General features: G+C 64.8%; 9 protein-coding genes (1 of these 9 running past the window's edge). 5 read left to right on the top strand and 4 right to left on the bottom strand.

The window, feature by feature from the left end; genetic code table 11:
- Positions 1–61 precede the first annotated feature (61 nt).
- Together ACQPXH_RS20555 and ACQPXH_RS20550 are read left to right on the top strand one after the other, a co-directional pair.
- Positions 62–496 (top strand): hypothetical protein, encoded by a 435-nt coding sequence (locus tag ACQPXH_RS20555; protein WP_433598159.1) that lies wholly within the window; start codon positions 62–64, stop codon positions 494–496.
- Between the two features lie 499 nt (positions 497–995).
- Complete coding sequence (locus ACQPXH_RS20550) at positions 996–2,207, top strand: cytochrome P450 (protein WP_433598158.1); 1,212 nt, start codon at positions 996–998, stop codon at positions 2,205–2,207.
- Between the two features lie 242 nt (positions 2,208–2,449).
- On the opposite strand, the gene ACQPXH_RS20545 is transcribed toward ACQPXH_RS20550, so the two are convergent.
- From ACQPXH_RS20545 to ACQPXH_RS20530, 4 genes are all read right to left on the bottom strand, one after another.
- Entirely contained in the window at positions 2,450–3,331 is an 882-nt protein-coding gene (locus ACQPXH_RS20545) for a class I SAM-dependent methyltransferase (RefSeq protein WP_433598157.1), read from the bottom strand.
- Positions 3,238–4,296 (bottom strand): hypothetical protein, encoded by a 1,059-nt coding sequence (locus ACQPXH_RS20540; RefSeq protein WP_433598156.1) that lies wholly within the window; start codon positions 4,294–4,296, stop codon positions 3,238–3,240. The genes ACQPXH_RS20545 and ACQPXH_RS20540 overlap by 94 nt, the downstream gene beginning before the upstream one ends.
- A complete protein-coding gene (locus ACQPXH_RS20535; protein ID WP_433598155.1) occupies positions 4,293–4,553 on the bottom strand; it encodes a hypothetical protein in 261 nt (86 codons plus the stop codon). Before ACQPXH_RS20535 ends, ACQPXH_RS20540 begins: the two co-directional genes overlap by 4 nt.
- Before the next feature lie 621 nt (positions 4,554–5,174).
- Positions 5,175–7,352, bottom strand: coding sequence for a hypothetical protein (locus ACQPXH_RS20530; protein ID WP_433598154.1), 2,178 nt, complete (start codon positions 7,350–7,352; stop codon positions 5,175–5,177).
- Between the two features lie 1,556 nt (positions 7,353–8,908).
- On the opposite strand from ACQPXH_RS20530, the gene ACQPXH_RS20525 reads away from it, so the two are divergent.
- The 3 genes in view from ACQPXH_RS20525 to ACQPXH_RS20515 are tightly spaced (at most 18 nt apart) and all read left to right on the top strand, a layout consistent with a single transcriptional unit that may run on beyond the window.
- On the top strand, positions 8,909–10,330 hold the full coding sequence (locus ACQPXH_RS20525) for a hypothetical protein (RefSeq protein WP_433598153.1): 1,422 nt from the start codon (positions 8,909–8,911) through the stop codon (positions 10,328–10,330).
- Positions 10,331–10,348: 18 nt separating this feature from the next.
- Complete coding sequence (locus ACQPXH_RS20520) at positions 10,349–11,905, top strand: hypothetical protein (RefSeq protein ID WP_433598152.1); 1,557 nt, start codon at positions 10,349–10,351, stop codon at positions 11,903–11,905.
- Between the two features lie 8 nt (positions 11,906–11,913).
- On the top strand, positions 11,914–19,281 hold the 5' end (the start) of the coding sequence (locus ACQPXH_RS20515) for a PfkB family carbohydrate kinase (protein ID WP_433598151.1). 20,847 nt of this gene lie beyond the right edge of the window; only the first 7,368 of its 28,215 coding nucleotides appear in the window; its start codon is at positions 11,914–11,916; the stop codon falls past the right edge of the window.

Raw genomic sequence — 19,281 nt, 5'->3', positions numbered from 1 at the left:
CGGCAGGAAAGCGACAGAATGTCGATAAGATCGGTGCAACCCGGTGAAATGTGCACAACACATGTATGAGCGGTCAGAAGCCTTTCCGACGTTGCCTGGAACCGTCCGTGCGGCGCGGTGGATCATCAATATCTTCGCCATTATCGGTGTGGTGGGAACCGTCGGCCTCGCTGCCTTCCGTGATTCCTATGTTGCGGGGGCCAACAGCACGGGCTATCTCTTCTTCTGGATCCTGGCTATCGTCGCTTTATTCTTCCGCCGCGGCGGCAACGGGGTTCGTGTCGCGGCAATCGTGCTGGCGATCCTGCAGTCGTTGATCGCACTCGGCTCGGTTCAGGCTAACTCCAGTATTGCTATGCACGAGCATCCCGGCATGAATATCGTGCGCTATTCGCCGGGGCCTATCGGTTTGATTGCCGCATTTGTCATTGTGGTACTATTGTGCCAGGGTTCGGCGGGTCGTTGGTTCAAAAGGCCGCGGTTGGCCGATCGATAGCGTAGCGCGCGGATGGATGGGGTCGGTGGGTCCGAAGCGCCGGTCAGGGCCCCGCTATATGAGATGATTTCCGAATTCGGGCCGTTGCCCGAGCCCTTTGTGCGGGCGGTGGGCGCTGCTCTTGCGCGCCACCTCGCCAGATTGCATGCAACTGGGCGTATCCATGGTGCGGTGTCACCGATGTCCATAGAGCTGACATTCGCCGGCCCGCGGCTGGTGCCTTCGACCGTATCGATTTCAGAAAGATCGCCGGGGAAAGGTCAGCGCCCAGCGAATACCTGTCCCGCCCTGCCGATGACGTGCTCGCGCTCGCCGCTGCATTGGTATTCGCCGCGACGGGCAGGGCAAGTTCGTCCGCGTTATCCGCCGATCTGCGGGACGTCCTGGAAGCAGGTCTGTCACCGGATGCCCGTCTGCGCCCCACGGCTGCCGAACTCGCACACGTGCTCAGCAGCCAGAAAAGAACCAACCCAGCATATTGTGACGTCCAGGAAGAGCGATGGTGACCAGTCCGATTCCACACCATCAATCACCGGTCGATCCCGACGATCGGCGGGTTGCGTTGTTCAGTACAGAATTCGCCGCGGATCCACACCGCTTCTACCGGGAGATGCGTCGGCGCTATGGCGCCCTGGTGCCGGTCGATCTGGCCCCCGGGGTGCCCGCCACTCTGGTGATCGGATATCGCACCGCGATACGAATCCTGCACGACCCGGAGCACTTTCCGGCCGATCCTCGGGCTTGGCAGCAAACGATCCCGGCCGAGTGCCCGGTGCTGCCGGTTCTGGAATGGCGTCCGAATGCGTTGCGTAGCAGCGGAATCGAGCATGCTCGCTACCGACAGGCCAATACCGCGAGCATCGGCGAGGTCGATCTACACGCATTGCACGCCACGGTTGAGCGTCTCGCCGCCCCGCTGATCGATAGCTTCCTCGGGGCGGCAACGGTTGAGCTGGTCGAGGAGTATGCCTTTCCACTCGCCTTCGCGGTCGTCAACGCAATGATCGGCTGCCCACCCGAGATCGGGCACGAGGTGGCGGCCGGCATTGCGGCGCTGTTCGACGGTATCGACGCCGAACAGGGCAATGTGCTGCTGGCCGCGGCGCTGGCGCGGTTGATCGAGCTCAAACGCGCCGAACCGGGTGACGACATCGCCAGCCGGCTACTGCACCACCCCAGCAAGCTCGACGACATGGAGTTGATCCACCAACTCGTCGTTCTCTACGGCGCCGGGATCGAGCCACAGCAGAACCTGATCGTCAACACTTTGTTGCTGATGCTCACCGATGACCGATTCGGCGGCGGAATCCTCAGCGGCAGCCTATCCACCCGCGACGCGCTCGACGAGGTCTTGTTCACCGATCCGCCAATGGCGAACTTCTGCGTCACCTACCCGCGCCAGCCGATTCTGATCGACAACGTCTGGCTGCCCGCGCATCAGCCGGTCGTGATCAGTATGGCCGCATGCAACAACGATCCCGCGATCAGCGCCGGTGAACACATCGGCAACCGTTCACATCTGGCGTGGAGCGCCGGACCGCACGCGTGTCCGGCCCGCACGGCGGCGTACCTGATCGCCCAAGACGCCATCGACCAGCTCCTAGACGCCTTGCCCGGTATGCGGCTGGCGGTTCCCGCCGAGAAGCTGACCTGGCGACCCGGTCCATTTCACCGAGCCTTGTCGGCTCTACCGGTCGTCTTTCCCAGGTAGGTAATGGGATTCGACCGCCGCCCTGGTGCAATCCGGTGAATCCGCGAAGATTTCTGTGCGCGCACTGAATCACAGCGGCGGATACACGGAAACATCCTTGCAGCTCTATCCCTATCCGGGGTACTCGTTGCAGCAGGTAGTGATCGCACAATTCGTCCGAGTCGCCGACGATGTGGCGATGCTGAAGTCAGATCGCGGTGACTCGCTGCCATCGCACCGGCTCGCCGCGGGCCCGCCTCTCGTCAGTCCTTCTGTGCGGTGATCACCACAGTTTCCTTCGATAGCCGAAGATTGTGGGTGGACGAGCAGGCATCCGCCATGGCGGACGGGGAATAGCCGCGTCCCTCGGCGGTCTCCTCGTACAGCATCGTCGAGGTGTAGTACCGCAGAAACTCGTGTCGGTCGGGAAAGGTCAGTTTCGCTTCGATCACGTTGTGTTCGCAGCTGTCGAAGATCTTGTGGACGATGGGGAGGAATTCGTCGACAAGGCGCTGGGATCGTGCGAGAGTCCGCTCGTCGATTCGCTGGCTGGTGAGGCGCTCGTTGAACTCGTAGAGTTCTTTGCCGTTGTCAACAGTCGGGCCGATAAGGGTCAGGCGTGCGCCCGGTTGCATGACACGGTGAATTTCCTGCAGCGTGGTGGCGGGATTTCGGGCGTTGTAGATTGCGAAGACAGACATGACGAGTCCGAATGTGGTGTCGGCGAAGGGGAGTGGGTCGTCCATGGAATGCTGCAGCAGTTCCAGTCCATCGGCGTCGCCGTAGCGTTTCCGCGCTTGCTCCAACAACGCGGCATCCCGATCGAGGCCGACGACGTGGCGTGTGGACGGGCCGTTCTCGAGATAGATCCCCAGGTGGTTGCCATCGCCACAACCGATGTCGAGGACCGAGTTCCACCGAAGACTCCCGACGTGTTCGGTAACCCAGGTTTCCAGGTCGAAATCACCGAACAGTTTGTTCGCTCGGATGCGGTCGGCGAGACGTCGGTCTTTTTCTCGAAAGCTCAAGTCGATGTTGGCATCGCGGCTCGTCATGACAGCACCAGCGCCGGAAGGCCCAGTTCGGCTACCGCGTCGACAGTGGTCATTCGCTTGTCGGATATACTGTCCAGACAGCGGATCCACGATGTGCGGTCGCGCAGCCAGGCGTCCACGTATGCGGTGCAGAAGGCCGGCGTAATGAGCGATAGCGTGTCCATGGCCGCCTGAATGGCTGCGATGATCTTCGCGCTGTCGGGCTCGGTATCCATCCGAGCGTGGTACTCCGTCGAGAGATGGTCGAGGAAACGGCGCCTGATCGGCAGGTAGTCCCGCCAGAAATCGCGATCGGCCTCGTGTGGCTTGGCGCCGACGCGCGTTCGGTAATGCAGGCCGATCGCGATCACCTCGCCGAACTCCTGCTGTATCGCCCTGGCCGGGTCGTCGAAAGGATCGTATTCGTCCTGGGTCGCCAGTCCTGTTAGGGCAAGGGGTGGAAAGGAGTGCTCGTCGAGCAGATAGAACGCATCATCGTTGTATATCTCCGGAAAGAACGACTTCCGGCGCCGTGGAGCGGTCATCAAGACACCACCTGCGAGAAATGGTTTGGCCTGCCCACCGAGTCTTCGGTACGCGTGCGTGGCCACCGAGAGGTCGGGGAAGGTGTGCACTGTCAGTCCGGTCACCGCATACTTGTCCAACAGCGCTGCGGCGCTTCGAATATGGTCGGGATCGTCGATCACGACGTCGTCATCGAGAAAGAAGACTGTGTTCCATCCGGTGAGGTGGGACAGGGCAATCGCCGTATTGCGTTTGGCGCTTGCTTCGCTGTCGTTGTGGAATGGTGTGTGCAGCAACAACTCCGAAGTACCGAAGGCATTGCGGATCGGCGCGCTGTGGTCGCGGTCGAAGTCGAGAGCGACAACTTCGGTTCGGGGTGTGTCGACCAGCTCCATGACCTTCTTCGCGCGGATTTCCTGGCTGCACAACACCACAAGGGTGCAACCAAGACCCTCCGCCAGCTGGCAGTCCGCCTGCACGTACCCGCCGGGACGGGATGCGGGAACCACAATGGCATCGACGGTATGTCTCGGCGACACAACAGAATTCATCGGGCCTTGCTCGGGGCCTCCGCGGGTGTCGGTTCCGTCCAGACGGGTGGCGCCGACTGGTAGCGCCCGACTGGTACGAAATCCGATGGGGTCGCTCGGTCGGTCGCGTCGTCGTCGGCGACTTGGTCCGCGTGGCCCGCGATGACGGTCACCACCCGACCCGCGCCGTCCGCGTGTCCAAGCGCGATGATGCCGCTCACTTGCACACCCGCTGCCATCAACCCGGCGACCACGGCCACCTTCGATGTCGACTTCATAGCATCCTCCGTTTTGTCGAATACCCTTCGGCATTCACCCTTTTCCGTTGGATTCATCGGCTGATATCAATGCGTACGTTCGACGCTCGGTATCGCGATGTATACGTATGTTCGTCACATAGGTAGTTGTGTCGCATCGGTATTTCTGCAGAATTATCCGTGTTCACCATGCGAGACCGTGTCTCACGTCGCCATGGTCGGCTCGGGCTTCAGAGTCGTTCGCGGTACGTCGTAACCGGTTGTGCTGCAAAATGTCTGGTCGCGGTAGATGTACTGGCGCCGTGTCTGGTGCCGGATGGGCTGTGAGCGCGCTGGTCGAGCTTTGTTGCGTAAGTGCGAGGCCCGTTGACAGAGTGGGAGACCGCCGGTCTTCAGCGGTGGTTACACCGCCCGTACTCCAACGAACTGAGCGAAAGGAGCGATGTGACAGGCCCGCGCCCGGTCGCTCCGCGCAAGTCCAGTTCGCAGGGCGGTCGCGCCGGAACCCCACTGGCCGGTGGGCATCTCGGAGGCAAACAGCAATGATGCCGGTACGCTACGGCCGCTTGCGAACGATCCCGGTTGACATTCATGAAGGCCGAGCCATCGACACGAGACACAGTCTCATCAACGGATGACAGATCATCTGTGCGGGACCGGCCGAAGCTCGATGGCACTGCGGGCGCGGAGTTCGACGGTGATTCGGGCCTTTCCGCTCGCGTCAGCGGTCAATTCCGGTTCGACCGCACCATGTACCAGATACCGTCCGCGAGGAGCGAGCTGATCGAGCAGTAGCGCGAAGCGGCCTGGCCCGCGACCGGGATAGAGCACCGCGTCCAGTCCGTGGCCATCGGAAACCGCCTTCGCCACAAGGACGTTCGGATGTGGTAGGTCGAAGATCCGGGGACCGGCACTCCATTCCGACGGTCGTAAGCGCGACATCATATCGGTCAGCGCGTACGCACGGCCGAGTCCACCCAGACCAAGCATGCCATTGGCGTGGAGGGAGGCGGTGTCGAAACTCCACATGCCGGCCTGGTTCTCGTCTTCGACGAATTTCAGCTGCTCGGTGGCCGCGTGCCAGAGTTCGGCGCACCAGTCCGATTCGCCGCATTCCTGTGCCAGCAGCATTGCCGCGGCGAATGATTCGGCGTTGGTCGCCGCCTGCGATCCCCAGTCCGCGACGATCGGAGATTCCGATCCGCCGGACCCGAGCCGACGGAACCGGTCGGTGGTCAGCCACTCACGCAGCAATATTTCCCATGCCCGCCATGCGAGATCGGGCAGCAGCGGTGCTACGAAGGCCGCGACCGCCGCAGTGGTCGCGGGTCCTCGGAATGCGCGTGCGGTGAAGCCGAGTCCGGTGGCGATGAATGAGACGATATCGCCGTCCGCGGCGGTGAATTCGGCATCGAGACCGCGTTGGAAGCGGCGGGCGATATCGGCGGCGTGGTTGGTTCCGGCCAGGGCGTCGACTGTGGCGACGCCCGCTGCGCTCACCGCATTGCAATAGGGAAAGATCAGTCCGTGCCTTCGGCCGCGACCGACCGGGAGCGGTTCGCAGGGCCACAGGCCGAGCTCACTGTCGAAGTTTCGGATCACGATGTCATTGAGCGTCGGATGGTTGTAGGCGAATTGTTCCGTCGGAGACCAGGAAAAGTTCAGCGAGCCGGGTTTGTCGAAGCGACGGTCACCGGTCGCCTGCCGGAACATTGCGAGCTGCAAGTTGAGGTAGCCGGTGAACATGATGTTCTGTGGAACGTCGATCGGGTCCGCGCGTCGCTCGCGAAAATCCCAGTTGCCCAGCAGATTCTGATGGTACCAGTATCCCCAGACCGCTTTGTCGCGCATTCGCGTGAGCACATCGAGTTGCGCGCGGTGTAGCGGTCCGCGTAATGCGGGCGTATGTGCGTACCCGTACATCGCCAGCGCCCAGCCAAGGGCATTGAGCTGATAGCGATACTGTTGCAGCGGGCCGGCGCCCTCGGCGTCGAAGCCGTCCCAACTGTCGAGTGGGTGCGCGGCGATGCTCATCAGATAGCGCAGCAGGCGCAGCTGGTCGGCGTCGGCCTCGGTCACCGCTGGTGTGCCCGTCCGCTGGTCGAGCGGCACCGGATTCGTTCGCGCCGGGCATGGCCGCTCGGCCAGATAGTTGTCGCGTTCGATTCCGAGCCTACGGGCGGCACGGTGCCGGACATGCTCCCGAATCGAGACCAGTACCGAAATCCCTACCGCGGCAACAGGAGCACCCCACCACACCCACGTCATCGGTCCGGGCATATCACCATGGACCTGCGTCAGTGCCGCGGACGCTGTGGCGGCGACAAGCACGATCGCGGGCAGGGTCACATAGTCTGATCGCGCCACCGAGCGGAAGGCGAATGCCCAGCCCCCGGCGGTGAGGATGCCGAGGAACGCGGCAATATGGCCAGCCGCCACAACGACTGCCGGAACGGCAACGACCGCAATGGCCAGCACTGGCGCGACCAAACCTGCGATCAGTAGCCCGGAGTTGCGCCGCGCAGCTGCACCCGCGAGTGCGACCTCGGCCCAGATCACTACGGCATGGCCGATGACAACCGTGGTAGCGAAGGTGTGATCCAGCGGTGGCATCGCGTACAGCAGCCCCGCGCCCGGGATGATGAGTCCGGTTCCGAAGGCCCGCCACGCATCGGACAGCCCGAGAATCTGCGGGATAGCCGCCGCGGCAGCCCAGACGAGCGCGGTGATCGCGAGCGTGCGCCGAAACCATCGGGTGGTGGCCGGTCCGCGCAGACGAATATTCGACGCGGACTGCTGAACCGGTACGGCTGTGCTCATGACGGCTCCCATGGTGTGCGCGCCGCCGGTGGCCGGGCGGGCACGAAAAGGACTGTCGTATCCGATGATTCGACAAGGTGACCGGAGACGGCGACTTCGAGAGGGTGACGATTCGGCCGTCGGCCCCGGCGATGGGCCCAAAAGGTGTGGTAGATACGCACACCACGCGGCCCGAACACCACGAGGCCGGCGAGCAGCACACAGCACACCATGCTCTTGCACCTCTCGATCCCGGTCTGCGGAACTCCAGAATGGCGCCATAAGTAGGTCTATGGCATCGGGTGATCGCGATACAAACTGGCGTCTTTGTTTTATCGCAGCAAACTGCGGTTGCGTAGGTAGCGGCCGCTTATAGGTAATTGCCGCGAGCTATCCACCTATGTGCATTACTTATTGAGCCGGTCGGAATGTGTCGAGCACTTTGTACATTCGCTCTGCGTATCAGCGAGCCGCATGAGCGAAACGGCAGAAAGGTTAGATGGCATGGCTATTCGACCGGTGATACCCTCCATCGAGGCGCCTATCGGCATTGTCCAGATCGCTGCTGCACCCGGGGGTGTTTCCGCGTTGCATCAGCGAGTTCGCGAACCGCGATCCATGGGGCTTCATTTCGCGGCGAAGGCCATCGAGAACGAGATGGCGGAGGTGGGTATACCGGTCTCGGCACGCCGGTAATTCACGGATGGCGTCTCCTGCGTTTCAGGTCGATCGTCCGTATCGAATCGGACAGTGCGCCTGGATATGCGGCGTGTGAGATGCGCGGGAAGTTCGCAGTCCGGCCTGTAAGTTATCCGGTATCGTTCTGGCATTCGTGTGGTCTGGTGACTTTGGCGCGAGCACCTGTTTCAGGATTCTCGGTCGATCCGATCGTCGTCGATATGGTCGATGTCCCCAGTGCGTCGGTGGTTGGGTCGTGTGATTCGTCTGACGACGGCGGATTCGGTCCGGAAGGTCCGCTCGACTCGGGTTCATCGCCGGAAGCAGATAGTGCTGTCCAGGATGGGGCGTCGTGGACATCGTGCCTCTCCGTAGAAGTGGCATCCGCAACCGCGGATGGCGGCTGCGCCTGTAGCGCGGCGACATCCGCTATATCCTTCTTCAATCTGTCGCGGATGGCTGCATCGCCTCCGAAAGACTTCCTTCGAACACTCTATCGATCCGATCGTACGAATGTCCGGTGGCTTCGATTCACCAGACAAGATCGATAACCAGGATTTCCGGATAGGTGGGCCGAGCGCATCGGTAGAAGTCGAGGAAGGTGAGCGGCACTCCTTCCAGAAATATTTCGATTCGGGTCAAGCCGGGCCCTGTCGATGCGCCTTTCGCCTAAGAAGATCCGAGTTGATCTGCCTCGGCCAACCATGCGTTCGAAGACGGTAACCCGATCGTGGGAGACCAAGCGCAGCATGCGCGTACGTTCCCGATGACTCGGACCTACCTATCCGGTCATGCTTATCGCGATTTGTCCGAGCAGAAGTGTGTGGTTCGAGTCAATTGCGGTGGGTCGATCCGCAACTGCTGCGATCCCGGGGCTGCGTTCGAGGAGAAGATCGGCAATGGGGTCCAGCAGCACGGAGTGTGACGTGGTGGAGGGGCGAGGAGACGACCTCGTCGGGCTGACGGATCGGGTCGTGAGCGGGCTGCGTGAACTCGCGCCGCCTGGGTGGCAGCGATTGGAGGCCCGGTTCGCGATGACCGTCGCTGCCGAATCGGCATTGTTGGTGGCCGACGACGGTGTGCGGTCGGCGCGGTGTCCGGTGCCGGACGCGATATGTGATGTGGTGCGTCGGCACCGGCGGGTGTCGGCTGCGTCGGGTGATGGGCCGTGGTGGCGATTGCTGGTGCGGATCGATACTCGTGATGTCGAGGTTGTGGAGGACCGTGGTACGGAGCCGTTTTCGGGTGAGCAGTTGTTTACTCCGGACGCATATCTGGCCGATTTGGAAATCTATCCACGGGATCGGTTGCCGGTGTGGTTGGCAGCGTATGTCGGGCGGGGCGAGTGGCGGTCCAGGCCGCCGCGGCAGGCCGCCGAGGCGGCGCGCGCGGATGAGCGGGCGGGGGTGCGGGCGGTAGCCGTCGCGGGTGAGTTGCCGGACCTCACGGCGTTGTGGGCGCGATGGGCGGCGTTGTCGGCGGCGTTCGTGGCGGTGGGTTCGCAGTTGGGGCCGCGGGTGTGTCCGTCGGTGGGAATATTCGAAAGCGCGGGACACAGTGGTTCGACGTTGACCCTGTTGCCCGGTGATCGGGCGGTGCTGTCGGGCGGGGTGTGGAACGCGCCCGTGCTGGACGCCGTACACAACGTGGGTGCCGGGATGCCGAAATTCTTTGCGGGAGCCCCGGATTGGGTGGCGGATCCGGTGCTCAATACGCGTGTGGCAACGGGTTTGCTTTCGTTTTGTTACTGGTGGGAGGCGGGGCACTGGTATCGGGGTGAGTCCGCGCCGATGTCGGAGTGCGCGCCGGCGGTGCCCGCGGTATGGACGGTCGAGGCGGTAGCGGGGGTGATCGGTGACCTGCTCGCCGATCGGTCGGCCGGAACGCGGGATGCCGCGAAGCGGTTGGTAGCCGCGGCGCAGGCGGGCACCGTGACTCGGGACACAATCGTGGACGTATTCGGGGACAGCGAGCGGATCGATATTGCCGGAGCTCTGTTCCAGTTCATGATCGCGGGGGTGATCGCGCACGACGGCGGCGGTACCGGTGCGATGGAGGCGCTCGATCTGGTCCGTGAACATATTCGGCAGCGAGGTCTCGACACCACGGGATATCCGCTGTCGACGTTGACGGCCGATCGTATCGGTGTGGGGTGGATGGTGCGTTCGCCGGTGCCTGCTGGTGAAATCGCTTTGGACCGTGCGGTCTTCTACGTTGCCGACGACGGTGTCGTGGAGCGCTCGAACTCCTCGGTGCCGCCGTCGGTGTTTGTGGCCGATTTCGAGCGCCGGTTCCGCTATCGCCGTGACGGCCTCGCCTGACGGGAGGAGGGCGGCGACGTGAATCGTGAAGTCCGGGTGGATCCGGACAGTCTGCGATATCAGAGCGTGCGGCTGGCCGAACTCGGCGACCAGGTGGGCCAGACTTACACCGGGCTGCGTGATGCCCTGGCGTATGCCGATGGGTGTTGGGGTGACGACGATATGGGCCTGGCGTTCGCCAAGGATTTCAAGCCGAACACCGACAAGTTGCTGGCCAACCTGCGGTCGATGGCGGAAAGCCTGCACGACATGGCCAATGGAATCAACACCGCTGCAAACGATTTCGAAGCTCAGGATGCGATCGGCGCCGGTCGAATCGCCGACTCGTCCGACCCGCTGGACCCCATCGGCGGAACACCGACCGGTCCGTCTCGAGGCGGCAGGACGGATATGTATTCGCCGGGCAATGGCGCGGGTACAGGTCCGTTCGCGGGCGCCGAGTCCGGCACGGCGCCCGGCGATCCGCTCGCGACATCCGCGGGAGCCCGAGATCGGACCCGCCCTGCCGAGCAAGCATCGCCCGGTGGGTCGCGGAGTCCGGACGGTTCGCGCGGACGATCCGCACCGCAGGATGGTGCGCAGGGCTCGGACCCATCAACCGACGCGGCGGGCCGACGCGGCGGTGAAGAACGCACCGAGCAGCCCGGCCGCCGCTCCCCGTCCTCGGCGGTGTCGCCTCCGGCCACCGCGCGGAATGTCCCCCGTGCGCCGGACGCCGCGGCCACCCGGGGCGGCGGTCCAACGGTCAGCGGGGGACGCGGAGGGACCCCGTGGTCCGGGCGGTCGCCCAGCGCACCCGGCGGGCCCGCGGCCACCACTCCGTCGAGTCCGTCGAATCCGCGATCCGTATCCCCGCCGCGCACGAAGAAGCCCACCGAAGAACGGCAACGCGGCCCTGAGCGACGTCGCCCGGATGAGCGGGCTGGCAACGCTGTACTCGGGTGGCTGGCACGGAGTTTGGTCGAACGACACGGCGTGCAGGTCACCGGGTTCGACACACCCGGCCTGCAGGAACCGGCCGTGCGGGAATTCGTTGCGGCCGTCGATCGAGTGCTGACCGATTATCCGGTGATTTCGGTCGATGTCGTTGCGATAGCGGACCTCGAGGACCGACGTCGAGTGCGATGGAGTTCCGAATCGCGCGGAGACCCGACCAGAGTCGAGAAAACGATCACCCTCGACGGGCAGGCGGCACGAGAGTTGGGTGTAGCCGAAACGTCGCAATCCGAGGGCGAACCGGAGGTGCCGGCCGTCTACGCGGCGACCCTACGCGAATTCGGCCGGGCACTCGACTTTGCCGGTGGCGGTGTCGCGCGCAGGACGGCGCAGCATGTCCTGATCGCGGAGTACATGCATCGGATGGCGGGAAAGTACACCACGCTCGCAGAGTTGGTGCGGGGTTATCGGCGCTGGCGTGCCGAGCTGACCGGAGATTCCGCGGGTGCGTCCGGATTCGACGCGAGCCGAGCACTCGGTGCCGCGTTCGCCGATGTCGTCGTACGCGGCGGCGAAGCGAGTGTGCAAGCACGGACGTTGCACGGGGTTCTGGTCGATGCGACTACGCGGCGGAGGTAGGCGGCGTCGTGGGTGTGTGGTCGTTGAATCCGGTGGAGGAGATCCGCCACGTGTTCGATGGACTGCCAGTGCCTGTGCGGCGTGCGATCGAGATGGTCGTGTTCGGGGGTGATCTGCCGCGCGCCAATGTGTCCGGCATGCGGTGGATGGCGGCTGAGCTGCGGACGCGGGCCGAGGCGGTGAGCGGTCACGCGGATGAGGCGAGAAAGCTTCTCGCGCAGCAGGATTCGGTGGGTGTGCTCGGCGACCGACTGCGCGAGACGTTACTGCTGCAGCAAGACGGCGCGGTCCGGTTGCGTGATGAGGCTCATGTATTGGCTGATCAGGCGGATGGGGCGGCGAACGAGGCGGAGAAGACGCTGTGTGTGATGTTCGCGTTCGGTATCGAGCTGGCGTGGCGGATCATCCGGGTGTTGTCGGCGGCTGCGGCGGCCGGTCCTGGCGGGGAAGCCGCGGCCGCGCCGGTGGTGAGCACGATGCTGGCCGAGGGGCGGGGTGAGGTTCAGCTAATGCGTGCGGGGCTGGAGCAGGCGTTCAAGGCGGGTGCGGCGAAGACGGCGGCGAGGTTGTCGGCGTTGGGGCCGTTCAGGGGCGTTGTGATGGTTGGCAAGGCTGCTGCATTGCCCGCTGCGGTCGATGCTGGTACGCAACTGGTGCAGGCCCTCGACGGCCACCGGGACTGGATTGTCAAGGGGGCGGGGGGTGAGAATCCGCGGGGTATCGATCTGACGTCGATCGAGGCGGCGGGTGCGGCGGGTGCGGGTGGCGCTGTGGGTGGCATGCTCGCGGGCCGGTTCGCGCCGAGTGTGATTCCGCGGATGGAGAGCAGTCGCACGCTACAGGGGCTGGTACACGGGACGGCGGGCGCGGTGTCGGGTCTGGGGGCGGCGGCGTTGGTCACGGGTTGGCCGGAGCATTTCGATCAGGTGCTTGCACCGCTGCTCAACGGCGGATTCGCCGGGGTGGTGAATGCGCGTCCGGGTGCTCACTCGGATTTCGGTGCGTCGTCGGGGGCGGTCGTAGACGGCAGTGGCGCCTTCACTCGGCCCGACCTGGCCGCCGCAGCTCGCGGCGAGGATGCCGCACAGCTGATACCGGCTCGCCGCAGCGATGGCACCGCGTTGCCGGAGCAGGTTCTCCCGCAGGTCGAGGTGTCGGCGGAATCGAGGCAGGCGTGGGAGGCTGCGAAGTCGGCATGGACAGCGGCTCCGGATACGGTAATCGCCGACGGTGCGCGCAGCGAGCTGCCGCAGGTCGTGGCGGACGGGACCGCCGCGTCGGTCGGGTCCGGCGAATCGCGGTCGCTCGCGGAGGCGACTGGTCGTGGTCAGGTCACACCCGGTGCTGCGGCCGGGGTGCCGGGCCACTCGGAGACGGCCACGCCGGTTGAGCGCCCGCAGCGAGGCGAATCCACGGCCGGTACGAGTGAGCCAGTGCTGCGAAGGATTGAAGCCGGTGGGGAAACGTCTGCGCCGCCGAAGGTTTCGACGAGCACCCCGATACGCCCTGTCGGAACCGGGCACGAAACGACCGCTGCCACAGGCGAACACCGATCGCCAGGGAATGAGGGGCCCGGCGGGACAGGGAAGCAAGGCATCCCCACCGTTGAACCTCGCCAGAAGGCACCCGCTGGCGCACACCCGGTCGCGGCTCCCGAGGACGGGCACGCATCGACTGCTACCAGGGACCATGGATCGCCGAGCAGCGAGGAGCACGATCGCACCGGGAAACGCGGCGCCTCGGCCAATGAACGTTACGCAGAGAGGTCGGCCGGCGCGGACCCGGCCGCAGTGTCTGGTGCCAGGCACACATCGGCCGTTGCCGGGGAGCAGGACACCTCGGCCCGTCCCGAAACGCCGACTCACCCCGATCCGGCGGCGAGTTCACACGACGATGCCGGTTCGTCGGCATCGAACTTCCGCGATCATGCCGACGAGGTGCTGGCCGAGTTCCACGCGCGTTCGGGTGACCACCTCCTGGAGGAACTGCGGCTGTCCAATCTTCCCGACGAGGTGTTGAAGGCCGGGTTGTTCCACCCCGACGAGCGGGAATCGTTGATCGCTGGGATGGCGATCATCCAGCGGCAGACGTCCGACGGGGCGCCCGGGGGGATGGTGCTGCGGCCGCCGCAGCTGGAGGGCGGGTTCGAGATGGCCCGGCGACCGGTGCAGATGCTGCCCGGCCAGGGCAAGACGCTGATGTTCATGTCGTACTCGATGAACCAGGCGGTCCGCCACGGTTCGGTGCTGCTGGTGACGACCGCGGACGGGCTGGCGCATCGGGAGTTCACCGAGTACCAGCGGGTGTTGGGTGGCTTCGGGATCGACGTGTTGCGGGCCGACCAGGAGAAGGGTTTCGGTCCGGTGACCTCGGGCCGGCCCGCGATCGTGGTGGCCACCGGTGAGACGGTCGGACACCTGTGTAACGCCGGTCACATGCCACCGCGCCGGGCGGTGATCGACGAGATGGACGCGATCGTCGACCGCGGGGAGAGGACGTTCATCCGCTCCGAGATCGCCGCTGGCGCCGCCCCCGAGGCGACCGCGCGGGAGGTGTTCGCCGCCCACGACTTCCTGGCCGACGCGCTCGTGAAAGGTCAACTGTCGCATGAGGATTTCGGCCTGAAACGGATCGCCGAAGAAGTCGACGTGGAACTGCCCGACGGAACCCTCGAGGTGGGGACGGAGTACTGGTACGACGGACAGGCGGCGCTGACACCAGCGGGACGGGCGAAGGTCGAGGCGCTGCCGGACGGGAACCGGTGGCTGCGGCACATGGGAAGGTCGCGGCTCGAGATGGCCGCCTCCGCCGAGTTCACCTGCCGCAACAACACGCACTACGTGATGGATCAGGGCAAGATCGTCATCATCGATCAGGGCGAGCACGGCTTGCAACGCAATCCGAAGACCTCGAGCGAATCACGATGGAGCGCCGAGCCGGGCAAGGCGAGCCTGGCCCAAGCCGTCGAGGCCAAGGAGATCCGGGCCGCCGAATCCATCGGGATGAGCGCCGAGCGGCACGGAATCGTGGTGCGCGCCGACGCCGACTCCGCCAAGAGCATCACCGCGGCCGAGATCTACGGCACCGATCGCTTCTTCGATCACATCACCGGCGCCTCGGGCACGCTGACGGATCTGGGTGGGGTGCTGAAGACCGTATACGGGCTGGAAATACCGCACGCGGTCGATCCGTTCAACCCGTCGCGGTTGGTGGAGGGCCAGCCCGACGTGCACGAGAACACCAGGGCCAAGCTGAACGCGCTGGCCGGATACGCCCACCAGATGTGGGACGGCGGGCAGGGCCGTTTCCAGGAAATCCTGTGCCACCGCAACGATTTGGTCGACAAGCAGGTCCGGGCGCTGCTGCGCACGGGGGTGCCCCGGGAAGCGATCGAGGCGGTCGACGCCGACCGGATCGCCAAGTGGGGTGCGGACTGGGAAACCGAGTTGCAGAAGGTCTTCGACGCCGCCGGTGAACAGGGCAGGATCCTGGTGATCAACCGGCAGGGCCAGCGCGGTGTGGATATCTCGGTATCCGACGCGGTGCTGGCCAAGGGCGGCATGCATGTGTGGATGACCGAGGTCCCTGAACACAAGTACATCTACGACCAGGCCAAGAACCGCACCGCCCGCAACGGCAAACCCGGCACAGCGCAAGCATTGATGTCGCCGCAGGACGCACTGATCCGCAACGCCATGCACCTGCGCGGGGTCCGCGAGGCAGTGATCCACTACGAACAAGCCGTCGCCGACTACCGAACCGATCCCACTCCCGCGACGCACGACAACCTCGTCGCGGCAGGCCACAAGTTCGCCGAGCTCGTGCCCGGGCTGCGAGATCGCGCCCACCACCGTGCCACCGCCGATTTCATCCTCCACTACGCACCCAACACCGACCCGTCGATGACGCGCTGGGACCCGAGTAACCTCGTCGGACCGGACCAGCTGGTGGACCGGTCCACGCGGCTCGCCGGGCTACTGGAGATTCCCACGTCGACCGCGACTGCTCTCGCGTCGGCGCTCGGCCAGGACCACGCGCTCGACCAGAACGACGCCCACATACTGCTCGACCGGACGAACCTCCCACCCGCCGCGGTGGCAGCACTGCGTCAGCACCTCTACGCGACCGCGCCCGGAAAAGCTGTGCAATATGCGCTGTTCACCGATGAACAGGCGCTCGATGAACTCATCCCGCGACGCGACCGGCTGGCCGAGGCGATCGGCTGGAAGAACCTCGCGGAGATCGAGGGCGCGGAAGGACTGCGCCGTGTCGGCGCCGCCATGACCATCGCCCAGCGCGACCTGGCCCAAGCCCTGGATGTTGCCGACTCTGACGCCACCACCGCAAAGGCCCGGGATGTACTGGGCGAAGCCGTCGCTCGGCAGCTGTCCGGCGACAGCACCCACCGGGTCGCTCCGGGTACGAATGCCCATCCCGCAGATCGGACCGTTGCCGATAACCCAGTGGCCGACGACCTCGCGGCCCGCAGTGCTGTTAATGAGAACCCCGACGCCGAGAACGTCGTTGCCGCGGCGTCGCTCTACTTGGCCACCGCCGCGTTGCTCGACCTGGTTAACCAGATACACCGGCACAGCCCGAACAGTTGCGTCAACAACGGCGTGACCGCCATGCGAGTGCTGTGCGAAAAGAACGCGGACCGGTTCACCATGCCGCCCGGTGAAATACCGCTGTGCGGCCACAAATGGGACACCGTCAAATCGTCGTTCCGCCACGGCTCGCGCAAGGCGGCCGATTCGCTGGATCAGGCCGTCAAGTCGCTGAAGAAGCGGCCGGGAGGCATTCAAGTCTTGGTCTACAAGTGGAAGAACACCGAGGGACAAGGCAGCGACGAGGCCGACAATCACCTGGTGCTGCTGGTCAACGACAGCAAGTTTGTCGACTCCCCGAACCTGAAGGTGGTGGACCTCGCGGCGTCCCGAGACGGCAAAACCGACAATGATTTCGGCCCGAATGACCTGCAGTACCGCCATGCACTGCTGAACAAGGCCGTCAGGTTCGACACGTGGCAGCGCGAACAGCAGAAGTTCATCGACAGAGTGCCCGAAGCCGAGCGGGCCTTCTGGACCATCGACTTCGATCAGCACGGCGAGCTCGTTCCCGACTCGGCCGCCCACGTCAATCGTCGCACCGAGATCAGACTGTCCCCGGAACGAATCCGGGAAATCGACGAGATCGGCGAATCGGTGCGTGTGCACGACTCGCCGAGATCACTGGACGTACCGCTCGGTCAGCCGTCCACGATCCCTGCGAACTCGCCCGACGAGCCGAACTTCCCCCAGCAGGCCGAACCCGCCAAGGTCGGCGGTCGCCCATACGACAGCACCGATCCACCCGACCCGGCACCCGAACGCGGGCAAGTTCCGTCGACACCCGAGGCCCTGCCGAATCCGCCCGCGACCACCTCGAACGACCGCGTCGGCAGCCGCCCACCGGAGTTCACGCCCGACCCGGATGATGGGCAGCCTGCGGCCGAGAATCTCGAGACGCGGCCTGAGCCCTCCAGGCCGGATCCGATCCATGCCACGCGAGAAGAGCTCGCCCAATGGGCAACTCGGCTGTCGGATCACGGTCTGCGGACATATCTCGCTGGCACACATGCTGAAACGTCGGCGCACATCGAAGCCGTTCATCGCGGAGAACCACCTGCGATCGAGGTGGCCATCGGTACGGCTCGAGTTCAGACCGCGCTGGCCGCCGAACAATGGCGCCGGATCGCCGACGGCGGTCCCGAGGCGGCGATCGCCGCGGCCGATGCCGCCACCGGCGTATTCGAGATCATCGGGGCGCTCCACGTGGCCGGGACGAGGACAGCGCCCTTTGATGACGATCTCGACACACTGACCCGATTCCCAGAGCAATTGGTCGCTGCCGCTGCACTCGGCGCAGTACGGATCGTCGATGGGGCGGACTGGTCAAGGCTTGCCGACGACCACCTGGTCGCGAGTCGGGGCGGCGACTGGGATCGAGAACTGATCCGCTCGCTGCGCTCACTACCGTCGCAAGCAGCTGAGTTCGCTGAGGCCCTCACCGGCTCGGACCGGACCTTTGGCGAGGTGGCCCGGCGATATATCCCCAATGCCTACCGGGCGGCGCTGCATTTCCTGACCTACACCCGTGATACCGAGCAGGCGATCGACCGGCTCCGCGATCTGGATCATGCAGTCGCGGCTTCGGTCGACCGCCTCGGGCCTTCCGAGCCTGCCACAGCAGCGGGGCTGTCACTCTTTCAGTTGCGCATAGACATTCATCAGGCGATCGCGGCTGCCGGAGGCGCGGTCGCCTCGGCGATGCGGTCCAGCACTATGCACGCCTTCGAGGAGAATCCCCTCCTGCCGCAGATGATCGCGTGGATCGTGCGAGCGCTCGACGTCCTCGCCCACCACGGCTCCGAAACGCGAAGACCGATCCGGCCGTCCTACACTGCTCACCCGGTCACCCACGGGCAAACGTTCACCGACGACGATTATCGAGATGAAATCCCCCCGGGCCTCCGGCCGCGCGTGCTCGGGGTGCTCGACACGCAGTTCGTGACCCCGAAAGAAACGTCTGTCGACCCCCTTGGCGCAGAACCATCCGGGATTTCCATCGTCATGGACCGGTGGGGTCGAATGCTCGGTGACAGCGAACACGCTCACATGATCCATCTGCTGTCGGCGATGGGGGAGGAGGTGGCCGGGTGGGGCGTCGTGTTCACCGACGAGAACGGGCGACCGGAGGGCCAGGTGTATCCCTACGCGTGGGGCGCCGTATCCGACCCGATGGCCACCGCTCAACTTCGCGATGTGCTCGCCAGAGCGGGGTTCGACCTCACCGACGCAGGCTTCGACAACGAGCGCCAAGCCGACCTGTGGCAGGGCAACTCGGTGCCGGTGTCCGAGCTGTTCACGATGCCGAAGTCCGGTCTCCAGAACAGCATCGTGGCAATCTTCGCTGCGTACGACGATCGTTTCTGGGTGAGGCCCGTTCGTGAAGATATAACACAGAGCGCCGACGAGGTACGGGTGCCGCTGACCCTCGGCCCGCTTCGCCGCGAACCAGGACATATCGAGGTCGTCGCTTACCGGGAGGGCGAGCGCACCGTCGTCCGGTATCGCGACCCCGACCTGGGTGCCGAACCCGAGCAGGTCGCCCTCGTGTTCGACGAGTTGCACCAGCGGATGACCCGGTGGGTGGCCGAATCTGAGGGTGTCGAGTGGCACCCGGACACCGCCGAGGTGGTCCATACCTTCAAGCAGCATCTCGATCGATCAGACGCGAGCCAGGACCGGCCCGACGGTCACATCGGAAGCCGCCCATCAGATGCCACACCTGAGTCGGGCGATCCGGCTCGACATTCGTCGACGGTTCCGTTCAAT

Origin of the sequence: Nocardia sp. CA-135953, assembly GCF_050955735.1 — a bacterium.
Lineage (GTDB): Bacteria > Actinomycetota > Actinomycetes > Mycobacteriales > Mycobacteriaceae > Nocardia.
This window is presented reverse-complemented; position numbering and strand designations above follow the sequence as displayed.